General features: G+C 66.2%; 19 protein-coding genes. 6 read left to right on the forward strand and 13 right to left on the reverse strand.

Annotated elements, in window-relative coordinates; all coding sequences use genetic code 11:
* The first annotated feature begins 8 nt into the window (after window positions 1–8).
* Window positions 9–401 carry a winged helix-turn-helix transcriptional regulator gene (locus BM360_RS10110; protein ID WP_093314285.1) on the forward strand — a complete coding sequence of 131 codons (393 nt, stop codon included), beginning with the start codon at window positions 9–11 and terminating at the stop codon, window positions 399–401.
* 9 nt (window positions 402–410) lie between these two features.
* On the opposite strand, the gene BM360_RS10115 is transcribed toward BM360_RS10110, so the two are convergent.
* The 3 genes from BM360_RS10115 to BM360_RS10125 are packed head-to-tail and all read right to left on the reverse strand — an operon-like array spanning window position 411 to window position 3,361.
* Window positions 411–2,081 (reverse strand): FAD-dependent oxidoreductase, encoded by a 1,671-nt coding sequence (locus BM360_RS10115; protein ID WP_093314287.1) that lies wholly within the window; start codon window positions 2,079–2,081, stop codon window positions 411–413.
* A 4-nt stretch (window positions 2,082–2,085) separates the two neighbouring features.
* A complete protein-coding gene (locus BM360_RS10120; protein ID WP_093314289.1) occupies window positions 2,086–2,838 on the reverse strand; it encodes an anti-sigma factor family protein in 753 nt (250 codons plus the stop codon).
* The gene (locus BM360_RS10125) at window positions 2,828–3,361 is read right to left on the reverse strand and encodes a sigma-70 family RNA polymerase sigma factor (protein ID WP_093314291.1); all 534 of its coding nucleotides are present in this window, start codon (window positions 3,359–3,361) and stop codon (window positions 2,828–2,830) included. The genes BM360_RS10120 and BM360_RS10125 overlap by 11 nt, the downstream gene beginning before the upstream one ends.
* 225 nt (window positions 3,362–3,586) lie before the next feature.
* On the opposite strand from BM360_RS10125, the gene BM360_RS10130 reads away from it, so the two are divergent.
* Entirely contained in the window at window positions 3,587–4,588 is a 1,002-nt protein-coding gene (locus tag BM360_RS10130) for a bile acid:sodium symporter family protein (RefSeq protein WP_207544576.1), read from the forward strand.
* Between the two features lie 28 nt (window positions 4,589–4,616).
* Here BM360_RS10130 and BM360_RS10135 read toward each other — a convergent pair whose 3' ends face one another.
* Together BM360_RS10135 and bla are read right to left on the reverse strand one after the other, a co-directional pair.
* The gene (locus BM360_RS10135; protein ID WP_093314293.1) at window positions 4,617–6,215 is read right to left on the reverse strand and encodes a flavin-containing monooxygenase; all 1,599 of its coding nucleotides are present in this window, start codon (window positions 6,213–6,215) and stop codon (window positions 4,617–4,619) included.
* Window positions 6,216–6,449: 234 nt separating this feature from the next.
* Complete coding sequence (gene bla / locus BM360_RS10140; protein ID WP_242653438.1) at window positions 6,450–7,382, reverse strand: class A beta-lactamase; 933 nt, start codon at window positions 7,380–7,382, stop codon at window positions 6,450–6,452.
* 413 nt (window positions 7,383–7,795) lie between these two features.
* Here bla and BM360_RS10145 point away from each other — a divergent pair, with 413 nt between their 5' ends.
* Together BM360_RS10145 and BM360_RS10150 are read left to right on the forward strand one after the other, a co-directional pair.
* Entirely contained in the window at window positions 7,796–9,421 is a 1,626-nt protein-coding gene (locus BM360_RS10145) for a M28 family peptidase (protein WP_093314297.1), read from the forward strand.
* A 166-nt stretch (window positions 9,422–9,587) separates the two neighbouring features.
* On the forward strand, window positions 9,588–10,547 hold the full coding sequence (locus BM360_RS10150; RefSeq protein WP_242653439.1) for an endonuclease/exonuclease/phosphatase family protein: 960 nt from the start codon (window positions 9,588–9,590) through the stop codon (window positions 10,545–10,547).
* A gap of 11 nt (window positions 10,548–10,558) precedes the next feature.
* Here the strand turns inward: BM360_RS10150 and BM360_RS10155 are convergent, their stop codons facing one another.
* The 3 genes from BM360_RS10155 to katG form a co-directional block, all read right to left on the reverse strand.
* Window positions 10,559–11,758 carry a multidrug effflux MFS transporter gene (locus BM360_RS10155; protein WP_093315976.1) on the reverse strand — a complete coding sequence of 400 codons (1,200 nt, stop codon included), beginning with the start codon at window positions 11,756–11,758 and terminating at the stop codon, window positions 10,559–10,561.
* Window positions 11,759–11,965: 207 nt separating this feature from the next.
* Window positions 11,966–13,198 (reverse strand): M20/M25/M40 family metallo-hydrolase, encoded by a 1,233-nt coding sequence (locus tag BM360_RS10160; protein ID WP_093314301.1) that lies wholly within the window; start codon window positions 13,196–13,198, stop codon window positions 11,966–11,968.
* A 187-nt stretch (window positions 13,199–13,385) separates the two neighbouring features.
* A complete protein-coding gene (gene katG, locus BM360_RS10165; protein WP_093314303.1) occupies window positions 13,386–15,611 on the reverse strand; it encodes a catalase/peroxidase HPI in 2,226 nt (741 codons plus the stop codon).
* Between the two features lie 384 nt (window positions 15,612–15,995).
* On the opposite strand from katG, the gene BM360_RS10170 reads away from it, so the two are divergent.
* Window positions 15,996–16,988, forward strand: coding sequence for a hypothetical protein (locus BM360_RS10170; RefSeq protein ID WP_131819236.1), 993 nt, complete (start codon window positions 15,996–15,998; stop codon window positions 16,986–16,988).
* Window positions 16,989–16,998: 10 nt separating this feature from the next.
* Here BM360_RS10170 and BM360_RS10175 read toward each other — a convergent pair whose 3' ends face one another.
* From BM360_RS10175 to BM360_RS10185, 3 genes are all read right to left on the reverse strand, one after another.
* Window positions 16,999–17,925: a hypothetical protein gene (locus BM360_RS10175; RefSeq protein WP_093314307.1), complete on the reverse strand. Its 927-nt coding sequence runs from the start codon at window positions 17,923–17,925 to the stop codon at window positions 16,999–17,001.
* Between the two features lie 232 nt (window positions 17,926–18,157).
* Window positions 18,158–18,613: a DUF5991 domain-containing protein gene (locus tag BM360_RS10180; RefSeq protein WP_131819237.1), complete on the reverse strand. Its 456-nt coding sequence runs from the start codon at window positions 18,611–18,613 to the stop codon at window positions 18,158–18,160.
* A 53-nt stretch (window positions 18,614–18,666) separates the two neighbouring features.
* Complete coding sequence (locus tag BM360_RS10185; protein WP_131819238.1) at window positions 18,667–19,032, reverse strand: hypothetical protein; 366 nt, start codon at window positions 19,030–19,032, stop codon at window positions 18,667–18,669.
* 192 nt (window positions 19,033–19,224) lie between these two features.
* On the opposite strand from BM360_RS10185, the gene BM360_RS10190 reads away from it, so the two are divergent.
* Window positions 19,225–19,947, forward strand: coding sequence for a zinc ribbon domain-containing protein (locus BM360_RS10190; protein ID WP_093315977.1), 723 nt, complete (start codon window positions 19,225–19,227; stop codon window positions 19,945–19,947).
* A gap of 386 nt (window positions 19,948–20,333) precedes the next feature.
* Here the strand turns inward: BM360_RS10190 and BM360_RS10200 are convergent, their stop codons facing one another.
* Both BM360_RS10200 and BM360_RS10205 read right to left on the reverse strand, forming a co-directional pair.
* Complete coding sequence (locus tag BM360_RS10200; protein ID WP_242653440.1) at window positions 20,334–21,395, reverse strand: PepSY-associated TM helix domain-containing protein; 1,062 nt, start codon at window positions 21,393–21,395, stop codon at window positions 20,334–20,336.
* A gap of 2 nt (window positions 21,396–21,397) precedes the next feature.
* On the reverse strand, window positions 21,398–23,551 hold the full coding sequence (locus BM360_RS10205; protein WP_093314315.1) for a TonB-dependent receptor: 2,154 nt from the start codon (window positions 23,549–23,551) through the stop codon (window positions 21,398–21,400).
* Between the last annotated feature and the right edge of the window lie 51 nt (window positions 23,552–23,602).

Below are 23,602 nucleotides of genomic sequence, written 5' to 3' on the forward strand. Positions count from 1 at the left end.
GAGTAGATATGGCGACCGATACCGACCTCGAGGCGCTGTCATGCAAGGCGATGATGGACGTGCCTCGCATCCGGCCCGTGCTCGATAAGATCGCGGACAAGTGGACGATCATGATCCTGACGGTGCTGTGCCCTCGACCCGCGCGCTTCAACGACATCAAGCGGCGGTTGGATGGCATCACCCACAAGTCGCTCGCCGACGCGCTGAAGCGCCTTGAGCGCCATGGGCTCATCACGCGCACGGTGCTGCCGACGAGCCCGATCGGCGTTGAATATGCGATTACGCCGCTGGGTCACTCACTCCGCGGACCGTTCGAAGCTCTCTGCTCGTGGGCACTGGATCACGAGGCGGCGTTCGCGGCGGCTGTTGTCGCGTACGATCAGGCGCGCGAAGCGGGGTGAACGACAAACCTAGCCCCGGCTCACCCGTCGCAGCTTGACGTGCTCGGCTTCGTCCATCGCACCCTTCGCACTCGCATTAGCTGCCTGAGCCCGGATGGTCGCAGCGCTGCTGCGGCAGGCCGCCAGCCGATCCGCGGTCCGCATCGCGAGTGCGACGATGGTCAGTGTCGGGTTCGCCCAACCGCCGGTCGGGAATGTCGAGCTGCCGACGACATGAAGGTTGCCGATCCCGTGAACGCGCCCGTCGCGATCCACGACGCCTTGCGCCGGATCGTCCGCCATCCGCGTGGTGCCGAGATGGTGGAAGCCGCCGATCGGATGCGCGCTGATCAATGGATCGGTCTGCCATCCCGCCTCCGGTCGGCTCAGCCACTCGGCAGCCTCGACAGTGCCGAGCGCAAGCCGCTCCGCCTCACGGCCGAGTGCCCCGACGAGCCCCGCGACACTGCGTACATCCAGCTCGTTCAACCTCCAGTCGAGCTGCACGCGCGGCATGCCCAAAGCGTCTTTGTCGTTGGAGAGGCGGATGCGGCTGTCGGGATTTGGCGATTGCTCCGCACGGACCACCAGCGCCACGTCCAGCTGCCCCGTCTTGTGCAGCAGCCAAGGGCGGAGCGGTTCGCTTAAACTCTGGACCCGGCGTACCGTTTTCTTGGTCGCTTTCCACAAGGCCCTGCCCGACCGTGTCGGCGCGGCGCTGTGCTTGGCGTGCAGATAGGCGCGCATGAGCAGCGCCTCCTTGCCCATGGCCGGGCGCCGGCCGGCGATGGTCAGCGACGTGTTGAGCAGCCCCTCGCGCCGCTGCAGTGCGGGGGAAGGCGCGATCAGGTGCGCGTAGCTGCTGCCGTCCGCCGCGCGCTTGAAGCCGAAGGCGGAGAGCCACTGCCACGCCGCCTTTCCGACGATCCGCCCGCCGCGCGCATGGGGATGCTCCATGAAGAACCGGCCGACCAGATCCCGGTCGTTGCCGAGCCCGGCCTGCATCAGAGACCGCGAGGCGAGCAACAGCCGAGGATTTTCGATCCCGCCCGCCGCCAGGACATAATCCGCCGCCTGCACGTCGACCGACCGCCCATTGTGGTTCACGACCGCCAATCGTGTGATCCCACGGCCGGACGGCGCGGCAACGATCTCGCGCACTGTCGCGTGGGTCAGAATGGTGCAGCGTGGATGCTCCACCACGTCGCGGCAGCGGGTGAAGGCAAAACGATCGAACTGTTCGTCGAACAGCCAGCGCGGCGTCGCGATTTCGCTGTCGTCGAAGGCGAGTGGCGGGGGCGTGCGCAGCCCAGGCGCAAGGCCGAGCGCCTGGCTCGCTTCGGCATAGTAGGGCCGCACTTCGTCATAGGCGATTGGCCAGCCGGAATGCGGTATCCAGGAACGGCGCTCGAAATCGATCGGGTCCAACTCGGCACAGCGGCCACCCCAGATCGCCGTCGTACCGCCGAAGAAGCGCAGGCGCGCATCCTCCAGGTCGTAATAGGGCTCGCCCACCACGTCGCCGTCGTTCAGCGCGGCCGTATCGCGTTCATAGTCAAGCCCCCCGCTCTCCAGCAGGATGACGCTAAGGCCATGCGACAGCAGCCGACGCGTCGCCGTGATGCCGGCGGCGCCTGCGCCGATCACCGCCACGTCTGCGCGCAGCCGCACGGGTGCAATCTCATTCAGGTCGATGTGCATGATTTCAGTGCAGCCGATTGTCCGCGAGATCTTCGGCCGCGACGTCGAGCGCTTCCGGCGCTTCGAGGCCGGTCAGCGCGTATGCGACGGGGCCGTGTCGCCAGTAGGCGACGGACGTGTTGCCGCGCCGGATCGTGGTCGGACGCACAGGCGCGGCCTCGTTCGAGCGCACGGCGAAGATGGATACGGTCTGCGCGTCTGCCGTGCGCACCAGCAACTGGAGCGCAGGCCCTTCGTCCGAGGGAAAGATCTGCACGTCCTGGATCTGCCAGCCGTCCGGCAAGGTCGGGACGCGGATGCGGGTGAAGCGCCGCACATCCCTCGCATCGAGGACGCGGCTCTCGGCTTGCGAAGCCATCGCCATCCGCAGCAGGCTGGTGCGGTAAGACATGACGGCGTCGGCAATGTAGGAGGGAGGGCTTGCCTGCACCTCGCGCGTCGGCAGCAGCGTGGCCAGCCCGATGCTCGCCGCGAAGGTCGCCGCGATGAGGCCGCCGCGCCCGAACCAACCCATCCGGCCACGTCCGGCAAGGTGCGCAGTCAGCCGTGCGGCCAGAGCCTGCGCCTCTGCCGAAGGCTCGGACCTTTGGGCATCGATGAGCCGGAGCGCCGTCCTCGCGCGCAGGTCGGCCATCACCCGCATGGAGGCGTCAGCATTGCGGGCGAGATGATCCTCGACGACAAGCCGCCGCTCCAGATCCAGCTCGCCATCGACATAGGCGTCCAGCTCGAAAGCGCTGACGGGTTCACCCTGCATCCGTTCCTCCGATGATCCGCAGCTTCGGATCGGCGGCACGATCCAGCGCAGCGTCGCGCAAGGCGGCGCGTGCGCGGCTCAGCCGCGACATGACGGTGCCGATGGGCAGGTTCAGCGTGCCCGCCACCTCGGCATAAGTTCGACCCTCGATGGCGACGAGGTGCAGCACCGCACGCTGCTCCTCAGGCAATGCGTCGAACCGTGACGCGATCTGGTCGAGGTAAAGCTGCTGTTCCTGCGGCAGCAGGGAGGCGCCTGCTGGCGTCGCACCCTCCAACCCGTCCATAGCGCGGCGTTCACGTGCGACGCGACGGGTGCCGTCTACGAACAGGTTGTGCAGTAGAGCCATCAGCCATGGCTCCAGCGCCGCGTCGCGGCGGAAGCTGTCGCTTCGCTCGATCGCGCGGACCAACGTCTGCTGGACGAGGTCCTCCGCCGCCGCATCGTCCCGCGTCAGCGACCGCGCGTACCGCAACAGCGCCGGCAGGTGCCTGGCTACATCAAGGGGGCGTCTCGATTTCACAAGGGGTGTACGCTGCGCCGCGACGATTATTCCCCGGAGCCCTGAAGGTTTTTCCGGAGGTCGGCTGCCGGGAGCAAAACTGCCACGGGCAGCTGGGCACCGGTGAAGCGCTGAAGCTCACCGTGTCGGGCGATCAGCCGACGGAGCGGAGCCTCGCTCCATCGGAGTTGCGCACGCCTGCGACCATCCTCACTGGAGAGGGACAGGGCGCACGAAAGGAACCGCATGCTGAACATCGTCCGGCGGATCGATCGCTACAGCCTTATGCTCCTCGGCACCGTGCTGGTCGCCACGGTGCTGCCATGCAGGGGCAGCGTAGCCGACGCCTTTCATCTGACGACCATGGCGGCCATCGCCCTGCTCTTCTTCCTGCATGGTGCGAAACTGTCACGCGCCGCAATCCTGGCGGGTATGGGCAATTGGCGGCTGCACCTCGTGGTGCTGGCGCTGACGTTCGCGGCTTTCCCGGTCCTTGGCCTCGCGTTCCACAGCCTGGCGACGTGGGTGGTGGCGCCGTCCCTCGCTGCGGGGATGCTGTTCCTCACGCTCCTGCCGTCGACGGTTCAATCTTCCATCGCGTTCACCGCAATCGCCCGCGGCAACGTGCCCGCCGCCGTGTGCAGCGCATCCGCTTCCAACTTGATCGGGATCGCGCTCACGCCCCTGCTGGTAGCGCTTCTGATGGACGGAGGCGGGAGCGGCGGCGTCAGCGGCGCCGAGGTGCGCATGATCGCGCTGCAATTGTTGCTGCCATTCCTGCTCGGCCACCTTTCCCGCCCGGTCACCGCCTGCACCGTTGAGCGCCACAAGGCGGTGCTGTCGCTGGTTGATCGTGGATCGATCCTGCTGGTCGTCTACACTGCCTTCAGCGCGGCGGTGGTCGAAGGCTTATGGAGCGCGGTGCCGGGCTGGCAATTGGCCGCGATCATCCTGCTGTGTGCGATGCTGCTGACAGTCGTGATGGTGGGTGCAACGATGATCGCGCGGCGCTCAGGCTTCTCCAAGCCTGACGAGATCGCGATCGTGTTCTGCGGATCGAAGAAGAGCCTGGCATCGGGGGTGCCGATGGCCGGTGTCCTGTTCCCCGCCGCACAGGTTGGCGCGATCATCCTGCCGTTGATGATCTTCCACCAACTCCAGTTGCTCGCCTGCGCCGCAATCGCTCAACGCTACGCAGGCCGCAGCCCGGATCCCGAGCGCGCGGCCGACGCTGTGCTGGCCAGCTGAGCCGTTCGCTAAGGCGCACCGTAGCGGCTCAGCTGCGGACAAAACCCCTGTAATTCTGGTCGAGCGCCTCGATCGAGAGTTGTGCGAAGCGAGGAAAGCCGCCGACGTAGATCATGAAGCCCCCCTTCTTCCCCTCGATGTTCTTGGCATTGTACCAGCTGTCGGCAAGGCGGTGAACGGTGAAGCGCGAGACCGCCTCCACCTCGTCTGCCCAGCTCTGCTCCCCCTCGGGCGTAGCATCGATGCGGGTGAGGCCGTCGCGATCCAGCTCATCGATAATCCGGCCGATGAAGTTCACCTGCCACTCGCCCGTCGTGATCATCTGCGCCTGCGCGGCAGGTGTCAGCGGGCCGTGGACCATGAACAGGTTCGGGAAGCCCGCCACCATCAGGCCGAGATGGGCGGAAGGCCCGTCCGCCCACTTATCAGCAAGGATGACGCCATCCCGCCCCTCGATCGCGATGCGGGACATCGCGCCGGTCACCGCATCGAAGCCGGTTGCGGTGATGATGATGTCCAGCTCATACTCCGCGTCGGTGGTGCGCAGCCCCTTCTCGGTGAAGGCGACGATCGGCGCTGCCGCGACATCGACGAGCGAGACGTTGTCGCGATTGTACATCTCGAAATAGCCGGCATCGATGCACAGCCGCTTGCCGCCGATCGGGTAGGTCTTGGGGCAGAGCTTCTCCGCGGTCACCGGATCCTTGACGATCGAGCGGATCTTCTCGCGGGCGAAATCCGCCACGATGTCGTTGGCGGACTTGTCCGACATGATGTCGTTGAAGGACAGCATCAGCTGGAACGCGCTTTTGGAATTCCACGCCTTCTCCAGCACCGCGCGCTGTTCTTCGGGTGAACAGTCGTGGATCGACTGTTCCGGCCGCACCATCAGCGATGCGCCGTAATTTTCGAGCATCTGCTTGCGGCGGCCAGCGTAATTGGCCTTCCAATCGCGCTCATGCTCCGGATCCATCGGCCGATTGCCGGAAGGCATGCTGAACGCCGGAGTACGCTGGAAGATCGTGAGATGTTCGGCCTCTCGCGCGATGATCGGGGCGGCTTGGATACCGGTCGATCCTGTGCCGATCTGGCCCACGCGCTTGCCGGTGAAGTCGATGCCGTCCCGCGGCCATTCCGTGGTGTGGTAGATCTCGCCGCGGAACGTCTCGCGACCGGGCCAGGGCGGCGTATTGGCAGCCGACAGGCTGCCGGTCGCGGCCACGACATAGCGGCAGACGATATGATCGCCGCGCGAGGTGTGAACGTGCCAACGATCCGCCGCCTCGTCGAAGGTCATCCGCTCGACACGGGTGGACAGGCGGATGTGGCGCCGCAGGTCGAACCGGTCAGCGACGTGGTTAGCATAGCGTTCGAGATCGGGCTGGGCCGAGAAATATTCAGGCCAGCTCCATTCCTGCTGCAGCTCCTCATCGAAGCCATAGGAATATTCGACGCTCTCGATGTCGACCCGGGCACCCGGATAGCGGTTCCAATACCAGGTGCCGCCTACACCATCGCCAGCCTCAAGGCAGATCACATTGTGGCTCTGACGGAAACGGTAGGTCGCATACAGGCCGGAAAAGCCTGCGCCGATGATCAGGATGTCGACCTGTTCTACACCACTCATGCCGGCTCCCTGTTGATCGCGCGGGTTTGCCCCGAGGTCATCAGGAGGCCTCATGCGCCTACCGCGGGGCGGCAGCGCCGCCATCACCCATTCGGACTAGGCGCCAAGTTTGTTAGCGTAGATCAAGATCGGCTCTTGTCGGGTCATATGTCACGTCGAGCGGGCGCACCGTCTTTGGAGCAACTATCAGCCGCGAAGCGCACCGCCGAGCGCCCCTCCGTCGGTTCGCGGCCACTACCCCACTGCACGAACAAGTGCGCGCATCACGTTGCCCATCAGGCGCATGCGGGCAGGGATCGGCTGGCGCGTGCTCGCGATCAGCACCGCCACCGCGTAGCGATGTCCGTTGGGTGCGGCGACCAGCCCGACGTCGTTATAGCCGGTCGACCAAGAGTTGAGATCCTGCCCCGTGCCCGTCTTATGCGCGAGCGACCAGCCCGCGGGTAGCCCTGAGCGTAGCCGCAGCGGCCCTGTCTTGCTGCGTCGCATCAGACCCAGCAGGTTGGCGGTCGACATCGGCGAGAGCAGCCGGCCCTGCGCCAGCAGCGCTAGCCCGTCGGCAATGCCGCTGGCGGTCGCGCCATCCTCCGGATCGGCGAGATAGCGCTTCAACGCCTTGGCCCGCGCCTCGTAGCTGAGCGCGGCGCGTGCCTGGAGGAAGCCCGCCCCACCTGCCCACGAGTCCCGCCACTCGAGCCCCGCCGTGTTCGCCTGCAGGCGCGGCTCGCCAGGGCCGAAGCGCACGCGGGCAATCCCCTTGTCCGCCAGCATCCGCCGGATCGCCGCCGGCCCGCCGACGCGGCGCAGCAGCACGTCGTTCGCGGTATTGTCGCTCCGCGTCATCGCCATCTCGAGGATTTCGTGCAGCGTCGTGGTATAGCCGTCGGGGCCGATCAGCGCGCGGATCGGCTGGTGAAAGACGGTGAGATCGGACCGGCGCACCGTCACCGTCTCGTTCAGCGACAGCGTACCGCGATCCACCGCGTCCATGACCGTGATCGCGACCCACAGCTTGCTCACGCTCTGCTGCGGCATCGGGGTGTCGGCGTTGAACGCCACGGTCCAGCCCTCATCGACATCGCGGATCGCGATCCCGACATCGCCTGCGAAGCCGCTGCCCAGCGCCTGGATGCTGTTGAGGAACTCGGTCGTCGGCTGGGCCCTCACCCGCGGTGGCGGAGGAGGCGCGGGACGCACGACGGCTGGCGGCGCCACGCGCGGGCGCTCGACCGGGGGGCGCGCAGATGGGACGCAGGCGGTTACCGCTCCACTGGCGGCGATGATGACGGCCGAACGCAACACGGCTGAACGCAACACGCATTTCCCCTTTTTTCTGCCCGCTGCCGTGCACGCGCCGACGCGCTGCGGCCAGAGCAGGTGGGGCGGTTCGCCGCATGATGGCAGCCATTCGTCCCGAAGCGATAGGCGCAGCGATCCACTCAGCCTCAGGTCCGAGCGAGACATAGGCGGGGCAGATAACAGGCCGGCGCTCCTCACCGGGCCGGTTCCGAAGCGACATCGTCAACGAGCCGCCTCGACGCTAGGAGTTGCAGACGCCTGCCACTGAGGAGCCCGAATCCATGAAACCCCTTCTCGCCCTCGTGGCTCTCCCTTTTGTCGCAGCAGCGGCCGCGCCGGACCCGCTGTTGCCGCAGGCCTTGTCGGCAGACGTGAAGATCCTCGCGAGCGACGCTTTCGGCGGTCGCGCGCCCGGTACGCCGGGCGAGCAGAAGACGGTCGACTGGCTCGTCGCGCAGTTCAAGGCGGCAGGCCTTCAACCGGGCGGTGCGAACGGCAGCTGGACGCAGGCCGTGCCGCTCGTCCGCACGCAGCTCGGGTCGGGGCAGATCCGTGCGAACGGAGGCGACTGGACGCAGGGGAAGGAGGTCTATCTCTCCACCGTCCGCCCGGTGAATCGCGCGAGCATAACGAACGCGCCGATGGTCTTCGTCGGCTACGGCGTCACCGCACCCGAGCGCGGATGGGACGACTTCAAGGGCGTGGACCTGAAGGGCAAGGTCGCCGTCTTCCTTGTCAACGATCCCGACTTCGAGGCGGAAGCCGGCGACGATGCGAAGGGCAAGTTCGGCGACCGCCGCATGACCTATTACGGCCGCTGGACGTACAAATTTGAAGAGGCGGCGCGCCGCGGCGCAGTGGCCGCGCTGATCGTCCATGATACGCCGGGTGCCGGCTATGGCTGGGCGACCGTCACTGCGCCCGCCGGCGAGAATTACGACGTGGCCAAGCCGCCTGCCCCGCGGGTCATGCTGCAGGGCTGGATCGCGGTCGAGGCCGCGACACGCCTTTTCGCAGACGCCGGCCTCGATCTGGCGCAGCAACGGGTCGCGGCGCGCCGGGCCGACTTCCGCCCCGTCCCGCTTAAGGGCGACGGCTTCTCCGCCGACCTGCCGGTCACCGTCGAGCGCGCGGAGAGCCGCAACGTGCTGGCAAAACTGCCGGGCATGACCCGCCCCGACGAAGTCGTGATGTACGGGGCGCACTGGGATGCCTACGGCGAGGGCGCACCCGACGCACAGGGGCGGCGCACGCGGCCGGGTGCGAATGACGACGCGCTGGGCACGGCCGGTGTCCTTGCCATTGCGCGCGCCGCCGCAAAGGCGCCGCCGGCGGCCCGCACCCAGGTTTTCGCGCTTTGGACCGGCGAGGAGCGTGGGCTGCTGGGGTCCGAAACCTATGCGGCGAACCCGATCTATCCGGCCGCGAAAACCGTCGCCAACCTCACGCTCGACATTCTCCAGACCGCCGGACCCGCGCGAGACGTGCTGCTGGTCGGCGCCGGGCAGAATGCGCTGGAAGATGCGCTCGCCGCCGCTGCGCAGTCGCAAGGGCGCGTGGTTACGCCGGAGGCGCTGCCGGAGCGCGGCCTGTTCTACCGTGCCGACCACTTTTCGCTCGCACGACGGGGTGTCCCGACCTTGTTGCTGATGGCGATCAGCGGCGCTCCGGACCTCGTCACCGGGAGACGTGCCGCGGGGCAGGCGTGGCTGGACGGGTACATGCGCTGCTATCACCAGACCTGCGACACCTGGTCGGCGGACTGGGACCTGCGAGGTGCGGCTGCGGATGTGGAGCTTCTTCGTCGGATCGGCTTCGATCTCGCCAATGGCACCACATGGCCGGAGTGGCGCGACGGGTCGGAGTTCAAGGCCGTAAGAACGCAGAGTGCCACACAACGACGCTGAGAGAATCATCGCAAGCGGTGCCGCGTTGGCGCGGGAAGCGGAGGTGAAGGGGTTCGGAGTGAGACGAGCGGGCGCGCCAATGTCGATCGCTGTGCTACTGGCCTCTGCCTGCACCACAGCACCTCCGCATCGGGCGCTGTCGTGCAGCGCAGCGCCCTCCCCCTCCGTGGCGATCACGGCGGATCATGGGACAGCGCGAACACGCCTGTCGGTCCTCACCTACAACGTCGAAGGGCTTGGCTGGCCTGCGCGCACGGGCAGGGCCGCCAAGCTGCGCGAGATCGGCACGCGTCTCGCAGCGCTTCGGGAGGCAGGCGCCGCTCCAGATATCGTCCTGTTCCAAGAGGTGTTCAGCGGCGCCGCGCAGCGCGCTGTCCATCGTTCCGGCTATCCGGCTATGATCCCCGGGCCGGGCCGGACGACGCGCGCCTCCGCTGACGCTCCTGCGGCTCCGCTGCCCGGAAAACCGAAGCTCAAGCGGGGAGAGCTGGGCCTGCACCTTGTTGGCAGCGGTCTGGTCACCGCCTCGCGCTACCCGATCACCTTTACCACGCGACGCGCCTTCGGCCCACGGGCGTGTGCCGGCATTGACTGCCTCAGCAACAAGGGAGTCGTTCTGGCGCGAGTCTACGTGCCCGGCCTGCCTGCGCCTCTCGACATCTACAACACGCATATGAATTCGCAGGCGGCATCGCGTGCGCCAGAGGCCCGGCGGATCGCAGCACATGAGCGACAGACCAGCGCCATCGCCGCATTCGTCGGGCGGACGCGCGATCATGCAGGTGCAGCGATCCTGGCGGGGGACTTCAATATGAAGCATTCCGACAGCCGCTGGGAGCACTTTTCGCGAAGCCTCCAGCTCAAGCTCGTTCACCGCATCTGCGCCACGCCTGCTGGGCAGTGCGACGTGCGGATGTCATGGGACGGCGATGAGCCGTGGAAGGACACGCAAGACTTGCAGTTCTTCCAGAGCGGGCGAGGCGTGACGATCCGCCCCATCAAGGTCGAAGCCCTGTTCGACGGCGGGCCGAGCGGCCCGGCCCTATCCGATCATGACGGCTTTCTGGTCACATACGAACTGAGCTGGCGTGTCACACAGCCCTCAGCGAGGTGCGCTGCGGACTGAGAACTCGCCGATCACCCGTCGATCAGGCGAGGCCGGAACAGCCGCCCACCCTCGACGAAGGCGACGATCACCGCGACGGCAATCCCGATACAAAGATAGCCGATGGCAAGAGGATAGGTCGTGCCGTTGTAGGATTGCCCGATCACGGAGGCGACCGCCACCGCCCCGGCGCTGGTGATGAAGCCCTGAACCGAGGAGGCCGTGCCGGCGATATGGCCGACCGGCTCCATGGCCATGGCACCGAAGTTGGAGCCGCATAGGCTGATGCACGTCATGCTCAGGGCCTGGAACAGGACATAGGTCCACAGCGACTCCGCGCCGGCGGCGATCACGCCGAGATGCGCCACCGACAAGCCGATCAGGGCGATAACCGCACTTTGCGAGATGAGGCGCGTGCCCAGGCGCTCGACAAGCCGGCTGTTGGCGAAGGATGCGCATGCCATGGCAAAGGCGCATGCGCCGAACAACAAAGTGAAGCGGCTGCCGGCGCCGAACTCGTCGACGAAGATCTGCTGGGCGGAGGCGACGAACGCGACGATGCCGCCGAACGTGAGCGACGCCGCCAGTGCGTAGCCCGCCGAGAAGCGATTGGTGAGCGTCTGCCGATAGGATCGCTTCAGCTCGGTGAGCGAGAGCGGCACGCGCCGTTCAGGCGGTAGCGTTTCCGGCACGCGCACGAACGTCCATGCAAGCACAAGCGCTGCAAAAGCGCCCAGTGCGTAGAAGATGAACCGCCAGGGACCGATTACCAGCAGACCCTGCCCGATCGTAGGCGCGAGGATCGGCACGAGGAAGAAGATCATCTGCGCGACAGACAGCGTCCGCGCCATCTGCCGACCCGAGAAGCGATCACGGACGATCGCCACCGCCAGCACGCGCGTGGATGCCGACATGAGGCCTTGCAGCCCACGCGCACCCAGCAGGGCAGCAAAGGTCGTCGAGCCGGCAGCGAAGATGCTCGATGCAACGAAGCCGGCGAGCGTCGCGATCAGGATCGGGCGTCGGCCAAATCGGTCCGCCAGCGGACCGTAGATCAACTGGCCGGCACCGAAGCCGACCAGGTACATGGTGACGATCCACTGGCGATGGTTGGGGGTCGTCACGCTGAGATCGCGGCCGATGTCCGCAAGCGCCGGCAGCATCAGATCCACGCCGAGCGCGTTCACGGCCATCACCGCCGCGACGAACGCGACGAACTCATGCCGATGCATCTCGGAGGCGGCCGCACTGCGCTTCATGATGTGCCTTGATCGAGCGATAGGAAGCCACAGAACGGGTAGCGCGACGATCGGATGCTGCCCGGCGGCAGATACGAGAATGACCTCCGGACGCGCTATGCGGCCAGCCCAGGCCATGGACGATCATCGAGCCTGGGGCGTCCCCCCGCGCGCTGTGATACGCGGGGTAGCCGGGCGCAATTACCGAAGGGTCGCGCCCGCCAGCCTCGCAGTCGCGGCAAGTGTGGTCTGCGCCGCGTTCAGGCCGAGCAGGAAATCCTTGTCGCTGTAGGTGGCGTAGAGATCAGTCGGCTGGTGCCACTGCGGATCCCAGCCGCTTCCCACCTGCGCGCCACGCTCATTCTCGCGCAGGCTCACGGCCGGCACCAGATCCATGAACGGCGTGGAATCGGTGTTGGTCATGTGCCGCCCAACGGCCGCCGGATAGTCGCTGGCATAGCGCTCGTTCGCCGCTTGCAGAGCCCAGGCCAGCTCCTGCGACCTAGCCGCGAGCTTCGATGAGGCCTGGTACTCGATGTTCACGTCCGCTTCCGGACGCTGCACCGGGCTGAGGCTGCCGTCGGCCCCCGGCATGCCGTGATCGAACAGCATCATGTCGTGCTGCATGACGCCAAGCCACTTGGGCTCTGGATAGCGGCCGGATCCGGCGGGCGACTCCCGGCCCTGCAACGCGGCGCGCTGCTCGACATAAGCCTTGGCGCCGTTCAGCCCCGTCTCCTCGTTGTTCCACAAGATGAAGCGGATCGACCGGTCCGTCTGCACGTCGGGGCTGCTGAACACGCGCGCCAGTTCCATCACCAGCGCCGTACCGGAGCCGTCGTCATTGGCCGCCTCGCCAAAGCCGATCCCGTCCATATGGGCGCTGACGATGTACATCTCCTCCGGATGGGCCGTCCCGATCTTGGTGCAATAAACCTGCTCACGCATCCCCGGCACCGCAGGCGGAGCATTCAGCGCCCTCAGCCGGGCATCGGGCTGAGCGGCGGGATCGCTGTTCACGCCGGTCGGGCGCGTGAAACCGCGCGAACGCCCGCCGCCGACGGACAAGCCCGGCTCCTCTGAGCCGGCGGCGACCACCGCCTTCGCCGGCGCGACCCGGTGCACGGGCTCCTCGCCGAACGTGTACTTCAACCGCTCCGTGTTCGTGCAGCCGTAGCTTTTCAGCTGCGCCTCGATCCAGTCGGTCGCTGCGCGGTTGCGCGCGGTGCCCTGACGGCGATCGCCGAACTTGGTGAGAGCCTTGATGGTGGCCTTGTAGCGCTCGAGATCGAGGCGCTTGACCAGCACGCGCACGGGATCGACCGATACCGCCGCGGGTTGGGCCAGAGCCGGCGAGGCCAGACCGATCGCCAATAGAGCACAGATGGTGCGATGCAGGCTCCTCGCCTTTGCAGCAGCCGGCGTCTCGCTCATCACATCCCCCTTTACCGGCCCCTCCGCGACGAATGGGCGCCTTCTGGCACCACCGTAGCCGACCGCCGGTAAAGAGCTACATCCAAATGAAGCCAAGCCGCCCGAGGACCTTCTCAGCCCCGCCCTGCTCCGCTTTGCAGACAGTCCACGAGGGACTGAGCCGCCTGGCTCAGTCCCTCGCAGCGGATCAGGCGACGTCGTCGATCACGTCCTCCGACCGGCGGGCCGTCAGATCGAACCGGTCCGCGTTCATCACCTTGACCCAGGCCTTGACGAAGTCCCGGACGAACTTTTCCTCGTGACCCCGCTCGGCATAGACCTCCGCAGTCGCGCGAAGCTGGCTGTTCGAGCCGAAGATGAGATCCGTCCGCGTCGCCCGCCACTTCTCGTGCCGGCCACCCCGATCATAGCCGATAAACTCCTCGTCGCTGGATGCATCGACCAGATCCCAGAAGGTCTCGTTGTCGAGCAGGTTGACGAAGAAGTCGTTCGTGAGCTGACCCGGACGGGTCGTCAGAACGCCTTCCGGACGGTCGCCGTGGTTGGCGCCCAGCACGCGCAGACCGCCCACCAGCACGGTCATCTCCGGCCCCGAGAGACCGAGCAGCGACGCCTTGTCGAGCAGCAGCTCCTCGGTCTTCACCCGCTGGCGTGACTTCAGATAGTTGCGGAAGCCATCGGCCTGCGGCTCCATCCAGACGAAGCTGTCGACATCGGTCATCTCCTGCGTCGCATCCCCGCGACCGCCGGTGAACGGCACCTCCACCGTGAAGCCGGCCGCTGCCGCTGCCTGCTCGATTGCGGCCGAGCCGGCCAGCACGATCGCATCGGCAAGGCTGATCGAGCCGCGCAGCTCGTTCAGCTTGGCCAGCACCGTCGCCAGCCGGTCGGGCTCGTTCACCGCCCAGCTGCGCTGCGGCTCCAGCGCGATCCGCGCGCCATTCGCCCCGCCGCGATGGTCCGACTTGCGATAGGTCGAGGCGGAGGCCCACGCCGTCCTGACCAGCTCGGACACGCTCAGGCCGCTCGCCAGCACCCGCCCCTTGAACGAAGCGACCTCCGCGTCGGACGGGGCGACGCCGGCTGGGATGGGATCCTGCCAGATCAGGTCCTCGGCCGGGACGTCGTTGCCGAGGTAGCGGATCTTCGGCCCGAGATCGCGGTGGGTGAGCTTGAACCACGCCCGCGAAAAGGCATCGTCGAGGGCGGCCTGATCGTCCTTGAAGCGCAGCGAAATCTCGCGGAACTCGGGGTCCATCTTCAGCGCCATGTCCGCCGTCGTCATCATCGTCGGCACGCGCTTGTTCGGATCGCGCGCGTCGGGCGCCATATCCTCCGGATCGGGGTTGACCGGCGTCCACTGCTTGGCGCCTGCCGGGCTCGTCGTCAGCTCGTAATCATATTTGAACAGCAGGCGGAAATAGTCGCCGCCCCAGCGTGTGGGATTGTTCGTCCATGCACCCTCGATCCCCGAGGTGGTGATGTGGCCTCGGCCGATCTCCTCCTGATCGGTCAGCCAGCCGAGCCCCTGCATGTGCACCGCCTCGGCGGCGGGGTTCTTACCGAAATTTTCGGCCGGCTTCGCCCCGTGAGCCTTGCCGAAGGCGTGCCCGCCGGCGGTGAGCGCAACCGTCTCCTCCGAGTTCATCGCCATGCGCGAGAAGGTCGCCTTCATGTCGCGTGCGGAGAGCAGCGGATTGGGATCGCCGCCGGGCCCCTCCGGGTTGACGTAGATGAGACCCATCTGGATCGCGGCGAGCGGGCCCTCGAGTTCGGGCAGATCGTCGGTGATCCGGGTCTGGGCGCCCTCGTCGACCCAGATCTCCTCGGCACCCCAGAAGGTGTCGCCTTCCGACTGGTAGACATCCTTGCGCCCGCCGCCGAAGCCGAACACCGGCCCACCCATGCTCTCGATCGCGACGTTGCCGGCCAGAATGAACAGGTCCGCCCAGCTGATGTTGCGGCCATATTTCTGCTTGATCGGCCAGAGCAGCCGGCGTGCCTTGTCGAGATTGCCGTTGTCCGGCCAGGAGTTGAGCGGTTCGAACCGCTGCTGTCCGGAGTTGGCGCCTCCGCGGCCGTCGGTGACGCGGTACGTGCCTGCGGCATGCCACGCCATGCGGATCATGAACGGGCCATAGTGGCCGAAGTCGGCCGGCCACCACGGCTTGCTGTCGGTCATCAGCGCGGTGAGATCGGCCTTGATCGCCTGATAATCGAGCTGGCTGAACGCTTCGGCATAATCGAAGTCCGGACCCATCGGGTCGGGGGAGACGCCATGCTGGTGCAGCACATCGACGGGCAGCGCCTCAGGCCACCAATCCCTGTTGGTTCGCCCGAGCAGCGAGCGAGCCTCGGTGACACCGGGAGCGCCCGCGTGCATCGGGCAGCCTGTGGGATCGCGGTCAGCCATGATTGTCTCTCCTCTCGTCGGTGCTCACGCAGATAATCGGCCATCGCCGAACTTCCAACGAAGCCTAGCGGGAGTGGCAGGCGTACCGAAACGAAGTGACGCAATGAGGTTGATCGCTTCTGCCAATCAACCCCAGCTTCAAGGTCGCGCTGCTTTTCATGGGCTACAGACCGCCGTTCAAAGCGGCCTATTCGCTGCATCCGGACCTGCCGACGTCGTTACCGTCGCGCCCCAACAAGGCTAACGCTCCTCGTTCCTCAGGCGCGATAAGGAAGGCTGGCTCTTTCAGCAGCAGCGCGGACGAGGCTCGGCGCTGAACCCCTCGGGTGAACCAGAACCCGTTGAAGGCAGTTGAGCGATTGCCATGCAGCTTCGGGAGTGATCATGCGTCGACCGACCAGATACGGCCCCACGGCTTTTATTATGGTCGCGCTCACACTCAGTGGTTGCGGTAAGATCAAGCAGAACAAGCCCGAAGAAACGGCGCAAACTCGTGCGGAGGCCAGACGTTACAAGGATGCATGTGCGTCGAGCAGCGCGTATGACCGGTTGAAGCGGGTTCTTTTCAACGAAGCCCGCAGCGACCGGAGCAGCCACCGCACAAATCTCGACACGCTCGAGTCCTTCTCATTCATCAGGATGGAGGATCCCGTCGTCATCGGCCGAGATCCGGCGCTCGACATAACGCGCTGCAAGGGCCGCCTGGTTCTCGACGTTCCACCCGGTTCCGAACGGGCGCTCGGCGGCGAGCGCCGCCTGATCGCCGAGATCACCTACACCGCACAGGCTGCCGCGGATGGTAGCGGTTTGGTTTATGTCCTCACCGGGGCCGAGCCGATCGTCAGCAAGCTGGCGGCGTTCGATCTTCCTGATGCAACCTACCGCCCCCTGCCCGCACTCGACGCCGAACCCTCGGCCACCCTGCTCGCGAGCGCCGAAGACGATCCGCTGGCGGCTCCGCCTGACATCCCCGCCACTCAACCACACGATGCGACGCTACCGACGCCGCGCTCAAACCGGGATGGGACGCGTGGAGGAACGCTTGACCATGCAGACACCGAGCATGCGGGGGAGCAGACGGTCCGCACCTTCTACGAGGCCCTCGGCGCGGGTGATGGTGCGCTCGCCTCGGCGCAGATCATCCCGGCCAAGCGATCCAGCCGTACCTATTCCGCGGACGCGATCTCCCGCTTCTACGGCCGCTTGTCCGATCCCCTGCAGTTGACCGGGATCCGCCAGCTTGAAGATGACACGTACCGGGTCACGTATCGCTACGCAGGCACCGGCATCCGCTGCAACGGACGTGCCACCGTGCGCACCACCAGGGTTGGCGATCGCGCACTGATCCGCTCGATCACCGCGGGAGACGGCTGCTGATCCTTGCGGATTACCAACTTGGCGGAAGCCAGTCCAACGCATGCACGGCGGAGACGCCGGTCCAGCGCTTGCACAGCCGCTCGAGCGGGATGAACAGGACGTAGCCGAGAGCAAGGCCCGGCAGGAACCCCGCGATGAACTGGCCGAAGGACATTCCGGTCGACGTTTCGCCGGTGATCCCGAGGACGACGCCGACACAGACGATCACGCCCAGCGCGAGGAAAGCGAGCTGAAGCAGGATGAAAAGCACCAGCAGCGGCAACTGCCACCAGTGGACGTCGGGCTGCCTGCCGAGGCGGGCCACCTCCCGCTGCCGCTCGACGGCGCGCTGCTCGCGCAGGCGCTCCCGTTGGACAACGGTCAGCGCAGCATCGAACCGAAGCCGGCGAACGGCGAGGATCAGCCCCAGCATCACCGACGCTGTAGCGAAGGCGATGTAGAAAGCGGCCGGCTGGCGCGTGCCGAGTGCCGCCGCGGTCAGGAGAATGAAGGTCAGAGCGACGATGGTCGTCCAGCCGGGCTGCGTGGCGTCGCTAGGATCACGGGCGGGCGCAACCTGCGGCCTGCCGGCAAACGCGCGTCCTGGCGCGTCGGCATAGTGGCGCAGCGAGCCGAACAGTGCGAGCCCGATGACCGAGAGGACCACGCCGAACAGCGCGGCCAGCGCGTTGACGCTCCCGTCGGGCAGCAGCCGCTCAAGCACCAGCCAGCCAAGCCAAGCGAATAACGGCAGCACAAGCGCGTGGACGAGAACGGCCCGCAGCCCTGCACGCATTGACGCTTGAAACTCGTCGTCGCTGATCCGCACGGCCGGGCCGTGCCCGTGACGGCGAAACAGCCAGGTGTCGCCGGATCGCTCGAACTGCGGCGGCAGGCCGGCGACGCGGTCGATGCCGACGCGGCGGTGAAGGCGGCGGAACTGAGCAGTGGTCGCCATGATGGGGCTCCTATCGGCCGTGCTCGCGGGTGACGGTGAAGGCTTGGCGGACACAGGTGAGCGCGGCAGTGTCCGGGTCGTGCCGGCTTGCGTTCGACCTAGCGGCAACGCCCAGAGAGACCCTCGCGGTGAACTGATCGCGCCTCAGGGCTGATCGTCTGCTCATCATGGGCCGCCCGACGTCGATTGGGCGGCCGCTCCCGATCGGAAGCGACCGCACCTGGATGGCGGATTAGCCGACCTGGCGGAAGAGCCTGCCGACGCGCGGGGTCAGGTCGCCAGTCGGGCCATACGCCTCAAGCGCCGTGGTGAGCCCGGAATTGGTGCGAACCATGCGGAACATGCGGGTGCCCGAAGGGCCCTGACCGGGGTCGGTCGGACGGAACTTGTAGAGCTTGATGATGACCCGTCCGGGCTCGGGCGTCGCGGTGCACTTCACGTGCATGTTGGTTTGGTAGCCCTCTGCATCCAGGCGGCAGCCGGTGCTCCCCGCACCGGGCCCGAGCGTCAGCGTATGGGTGACGAAGATCGCCACGCCGTCCGCGCCTTCGCCGCCGATTCGGCCGAGCGGCTCCTCCCACACATAGGTGCCGCGCCAGGTGGCAATGCCCTGCGCGGCGGCGGGGCTGGCAGCGATCAGCGCGAGGAATGCCGAGGCGAGCGCGGCGGTGCTGATGATCGACTTCAACATGACAAGTCTCCCACAGTGCTAATGAGGAACGTTCTGGAAGGGCTTTGCGCTCACTGGACGTAGAGCGGCATGCGGCCGGTCATCGGCTGGATGGTGTAGTCGCTTCCGCCGCGCGGCGACGGCCGCATGGTGATGCGGAACCGTTGCTTGGCGGCGCAGACGTTCAACGTCCAGATTTCCGCATGGCCGCCGTTCGGCGTGAAGCTTTGCGGCTCGATCCGCATCGCGGCCGAATAGATGAACGAGCAACCGCCGGTCGCTTTCGAGTATGCCGAAATGTCCCGAAGGACATCGACGGCGAGCCGCGGCGTGGCGAGGGTCCGTCCGGTCGTCGCAATCTCGTAGGCTGCGGCCGGTTCAACGGCGACGCCGATGGAGGCGACGAGTGCGGCGGCGATCAGGGTCATCCGCTTCATGATCATTCTCCTGGTTTGACGATCTCGAGAAGGGCCGCCCTGCGGCCTGCGACCGGCCACACAGATTAAATATGCGCCGCTCAATTAACGGTATCTGAACAGTGATCATTATTGTGCAGCCGCGAAAATCGATACAGCAGAGGAACGAGCGCGGATGACGCGCGTCGTCTTTGCGACAAAGGAGAGACAGCGATGGCCTTCTGCGACCAGTGCGGTACCGAGCTTCCCTCAGGCGCCAAATTCTGCGCCGCATGTGGCGCCCAGGTTGGTGCCGGCGCTTCGACCGCAAGCGCAACGCAGGCCCGTCCCGCGCCACCCCCTTCCCCGTCGGTTCAGCACCCCGGCGAGCAGGCGATCGCAAGCGGCACCCGAGGAGGGCTTGGCTGGATCTTGCCGGTTCTGATTGGCATCGCAGCGCTGGCAATCGCCTATCTTCTTCTCGCGCCGAGGCCGTTGCGCAATAATGTTTCGAGTGGTGCCATATCCGAGGACAAGGCGGTTCCCGAGGCATCCGATGCGGATGGCGGTGATCGCACGAAGTCCGACGCAGCCAGCAGCGCCGCTATCGCGCGCGAGGCTGCAGATGCCGCTGCGGCGGAAGCGCGCGCGGCGTCGAGAACGGTCTCGGCACCGGTCCTCGACTCGGCATTTTTCAGCAATCCCGACGGAGCAGCGATGCGCTATGCCGGGCCGATCCGGGTAGCGGGCACGATTGCCACCATGGTCCAACCCGGTCCGACGCCCGCTTTGTCGATGGAGGGACGTACGCGCTTCAACTACATGGTCGTGAACTTCCCTGCGGGCTATCGCGAGCAGCTCGCGCTGCTCTCGAAGGGCCAGTTCATCACCGTCTCTTGTCAGTCGGTGCGCAGCCTTGGTGGCACAACGATCCTGTCGGGATGCCTGCTGAATTAGGTCTCGGTGGCTGTGGATATAGCTTGCCTCGGCGCGCAACTGCCTCGACCGTGCGCTCGCTCAATCCGGACCGGTGAAGTCACAGCTGGCTGTTCGTTCAAGAGCGGCGGACCGCCATCGCCCATGCGACGGCAGCCACGGGCGCGGCGAGTCCCACCCAAGCCAGGGCGTCACGCCATCCGTCTCCCGTGAGCGCGGCGACCAGAGCCACCGCGCTCAGTGCTGTGATCGCCAGAGGCACGGCGAAGATCGCGCCCAAGCTGCGCCCAGCGGGTAGTTGCCTCATACGCTCGGGACCACGGTCCCGCCCGTTTCCACCTCACGTACGTGGGCTGCGGTGGAGGCCCGGCGCTTCCCGAGCCACAGATAGATCCCGCTTCCCAGGATCACGATCGCGAAGACATCAAGCACGGCCAGAGGATTTTCAGCGGCAACCCACCATAGTCCCCGAAGTGCAGGGGTCGGGAGAGCGAGAGCGACTTGTTGTACCACGGCATCGCCCGCGCGGTGGTGAAGGCACCGGTTTCGGCATCGATCAGCGCCGGCGTGAGCAACCGTTCGGTCAACGGCGTGTCCCCCTGGAAAAACACCGCATAGTGCTGCTTCGAGCTGAAGCGGCCGCCTGGAAAGCCGATGAACTGCGGATTGTAGCCGGGCAAGGCCTTGCGCGCCTCTGCCATCGCCTTGTCGAGTGAGCCGTAGCGTGACGGATCCAGCGCCTTCCTGCCTGTATAGGCCCGCGTCATCGCGGCGAGCTCGTTGCGCTGCCAAAGTTTGTTGATCGGATTTTCCAACGTGTTGATGACGCCGCTGACGCCGACGACCGTCATCCAGGCCAGCGCGACGATGCCGAGCAGGTTGTGATAATCGAGCCATTTCAGCCGCGAACTTCGCGACGTCCGCAGAGTGCCGAAGGCGAGCTTCCGCATGAACGGTGCGTAGAGCACCACGCCAGACACCAGCGCGGCGGTGAACAGCAGGCCTATCGCCCCCAAGAAGAGCATGCCGGGCAGACCCAGGAACATGTCGGTATGGAGGTCGAGAAGGAAGTGCATCACCCCGCCCTCCTCTTCCTTACCGAGGCTCTTGCCCGTCGACCGGTCGAACAGCTGGATGGTCATCTCGGACCCGGGAGAGTCCGGCTTTGGACCCGTCGTGATCGTCATTGACGGCTGGTCGTTGTCGAACGCCATGAACAGCGGCACCTCGCCCGGCCGGGCTGCAAGTGCCCTCGCCATCATTGTATCGAGGGGCAGCAGGCCGGGTGCGTTGCTGGACGAGCCAACCCCCGGCATGCCGAACTGCCGCGTCTCACCACTCAGTCGATCGATCTCGTCGCTGAAGATCAGCGGCAGGCCTGTCACGCACAGCATGAGCAGGAAAACCGTGCAGACCAGGCTCGTCCACTTGTGGACGAGATACCAAGCCTTGATCGTCCCGGCTCTCATGATCAATACTCGAAGGTCGCAGAGGCCTTGATCGTCCGCGGGCCGCCCTGGACCAGATAGCCGCCGAACGCTGAATACCAGAACCGGCGATTGTCGATATTCTCGGCGGAGAGCCGCAGCGTCACCGGATGGCCGTTTGCCACCACCACGTAGCGCGCGCCGAGATCGAAGCGGGTCCAACCCCGGAGCCGCTGAAGGTTGCCAACGTCGACGAACTGTTCCCCCGTCTTCACCATGCGGGCGGTCAGCGTTGCAGCCTTGAGGAACGGCGGAACGACCTCGACGCCGACATTCGCCTGATAATCAGGCACGCCGATCGCCTTGTTGCCGTCATTCGTGCCGTTCAGGGTGCGAACCTGCTTCGCATCGTTGATCGCGAGGCCGCCGATGATGCGCACGCCCTCGGCGGGCTCGCCATTGAGGCTGAGTTCGATACCCCGATTGCGCTGCTGTCCTTCAACCACGAAAGTCAGCGCGGCCGGGTTGGTCGCCGTTGGCGTGGGCTGATTGAAGCTGTTCGGCTGCCGGGTCTGAAAGAAGGCCAGGGTTGCGGTAAGGCCGCGGACCGCAAGCTTGCCGCCCACCTCATACTGCTTCGAGCGGAACGGCGCGAAGATCTCGCCGGCGTTCAGCGTGTTGGCGTTGTTGGGCGCGGTCGGTCCCTGCACCAACGCCTCGATACGGTTCGCGTAGACCGTGAAGGTTTCAGTCGGACGAACCGCGATGCCGATCACTGGCGTGGTGGCCGCCTTTTCGTAGCGGGCAGTTCGCAGGCCTGTTAGCCGTGCGTAGCTGTCTATATCCAACCACTGGCGTCGCGCGCCGACCGTGAGCAGCACCCGATCTTGCGCAAAGCCGAGCGTATCCGAAAGGAACAGGCTCTTGAACACGGTCCGCGAGACCCGCGGCGGATCCCTGAAGTTTCCTTGCGCCCCGGAGTCGGCAGGACGCGGCACGAGCACCGGATTGTAGAGGTTGGTGCAGAAGGCCGTCGCGGCCGCACCGCACGGCGTTCGCGAAGCAGCGGGGAAGCTGCCGGATGCGAAAGCGTTGCGGTTTTCCTGCCAGTTCGCCGAGCCGCCGGCGTTCACCTCATGCGAAACGCCGAACGCTTCGAAGCTGCCGCGAACGCCCGCTTGCCCCGCCTCATTATTATCCTCACGGGGAACATAGAGGCGCGACTGAGTACCTGCACCGGTGGCGCCATTGGTCAGCGTGATGGTCGCGTAATCGCCCTCCTCCCGGCCGTCGCGAAAGCCGCCCGACGCGTAGGCCAGCAAGCCCGGGGCGAGATCCGCCTCAACTCGCGCCAGCGCATAGACGTCGCGAAGCTTCGTAAAGGCCCAGTTCTGCGCATAGTTCGCGGTCGAACCCGGCACCCGAGGCACAGCGACGCCGCTGTTCGCCAGCCGGACCTGCGGACGCGGCACATGGACGCGCTGATCCTCATAGCCGAAATCCAGCGTGAAGCGGACCGGGCCACGGCGAACATCGAAGCCGGCACCCGCCACACCGACACGGCGACGCTCGCGGTCGATCGGGGAATCACCGCTGCGATAGACTCCGTTCACGCGGATGCCGAACGTGTCTTCGTCGCCGAAGCGGGTGCCGAGATCGACATTCCCACCGAACACGCTCTCCTGGCTGTAACTGGCGGTAGCGCGGAGCAGCGTCTTCGTCGCACGCTTTGGGATCAGGTTTATGCTGCCGCCTACGCCCGAGCCACCCGGCGCCGCACCGAACAGGAAGGCATTGGCACCGTTCAGCACCTGGACCCGTTCGTAAAGCTCCGGTGAGACGAGCTGGCGCGGGGTGATGCCGAACAGTCCGTCCATCGCAACATCGTCGCCGTTAAGCGCGAAGCCGCGGATCACGAACAACTCGGCCTGATTGCCGAAGCCTTGGGTTGTGCGCACCGAGGGCTCGTTCTCAAGCACATCGCCCAGCGTTTCAGCCTGCTGATCCAGCACGAGCTGGGCGGTGTAGCTGGTGACGTTGAACGGCGTCTCAAGCGCACTCTTATCGCCAAGCACGCCGACGCTGCCGTCGCTCACGACCTGTTTCTGCCGCTGCTGCGCAGTGACGACGATCTCGTCAGAAGCCTTGTCTTGGGATGCCTGAGCGACTGCCGGCGTCGCCAACGTGGCGAACGCCATCCATCCTGCCGTTCTGCCTGCTTTCCAAATCGCCTTCAATGCTGCCCCCGA

Origin of the sequence: Sphingomonas jatrophae, from assembly GCF_900113315.1 — a bacterium.
In the GTDB taxonomy this organism is placed as follows: Bacteria; Pseudomonadota; Alphaproteobacteria; order Sphingomonadales; family Sphingomonadaceae; genus Sphingomonas_P; species Sphingomonas_P jatrophae.

Bases quoted from the DNA above. Each gene is read 5' to 3' on its own strand.
- BM360_RS10155 (WP_093315976.1), bottom strand. From the start codon at position 11,758: ATGCATCGGCATGAGTTCGTCGCGTTCGTCGCGGCGGTGATGGCCGTG.
- BM360_RS10130 (WP_207544576.1), top strand. From the start codon at position 3,587: ATGCTGAACATCGTCCGGCGGATCGATCGCTACAGCCTTATGCTCCTC.
- BM360_RS10185 (WP_131819238.1), bottom strand. From the start codon at position 19,032: ATGAAGCGGATGACCCTGATCGCCGCCGCACTCGTCGCCTCCATCGGC.
- BM360_RS10145 (WP_093314297.1), top strand. From the start codon at position 7,796: ATGAAACCCCTTCTCGCCCTCGTGGCTCTCCCTTTTGTCGCAGCAGCG.
- BM360_RS10160 (WP_093314301.1), bottom strand. From the start codon at position 13,198: ATGAGCGAGACGCCGGCTGCTGCAAAGGCGAGGAGCCTGCATCGCACC.
- BM360_RS10135 (WP_093314293.1), bottom strand. From the start codon at position 6,215: ATGAGTGGTGTAGAACAGGTCGACATCCTGATCATCGGCGCAGGCTTT.
- BM360_RS10120 (WP_093314289.1), bottom strand. From the start codon at position 2,838: ATGCAGGGTGAACCCGTCAGCGCTTTCGAGCTGGACGCCTATGTCGAT.
- BM360_RS10175 (WP_093314307.1), bottom strand. From the start codon at position 17,925: ATGGCGACCACTGCTCAGTTCCGCCGCCTTCACCGCCGCGTCGGCATC.
- BM360_RS10200 (WP_242653440.1), bottom strand. From the start codon at position 21,395: ATGAGAGCCGGGACGATCAAGGCTTGGTATCTCGTCCACAAGTGGACG.
- BM360_RS10205 (WP_093314315.1), bottom strand. From the start codon at position 23,551: ATGGCGTTCGCCACGTTGGCGACGCCGGCAGTCGCTCAGGCATCCCAA.
- katG (WP_093314303.1), bottom strand. From the start codon at position 15,611: ATGGCTGACCGCGATCCCACAGGCTGCCCGATGCACGCGGGCGCTCCC.
- BM360_RS10170 (WP_131819236.1), top strand. From the start codon at position 15,996: ATGCGTCGACCGACCAGATACGGCCCCACGGCTTTTATTATGGTCGCG.
- BM360_RS10190 (WP_093315977.1), top strand. From the start codon at position 19,225: ATGGCCTTCTGCGACCAGTGCGGTACCGAGCTTCCCTCAGGCGCCAAA.
- BM360_RS10110 (WP_093314285.1), top strand. From the start codon at position 9: ATGGCGACCGATACCGACCTCGAGGCGCTGTCATGCAAGGCGATGATG.
- BM360_RS10115 (WP_093314287.1), bottom strand. From the start codon at position 2,081: ATGCACATCGACCTGAATGAGATTGCACCCGTGCGGCTGCGCGCAGAC.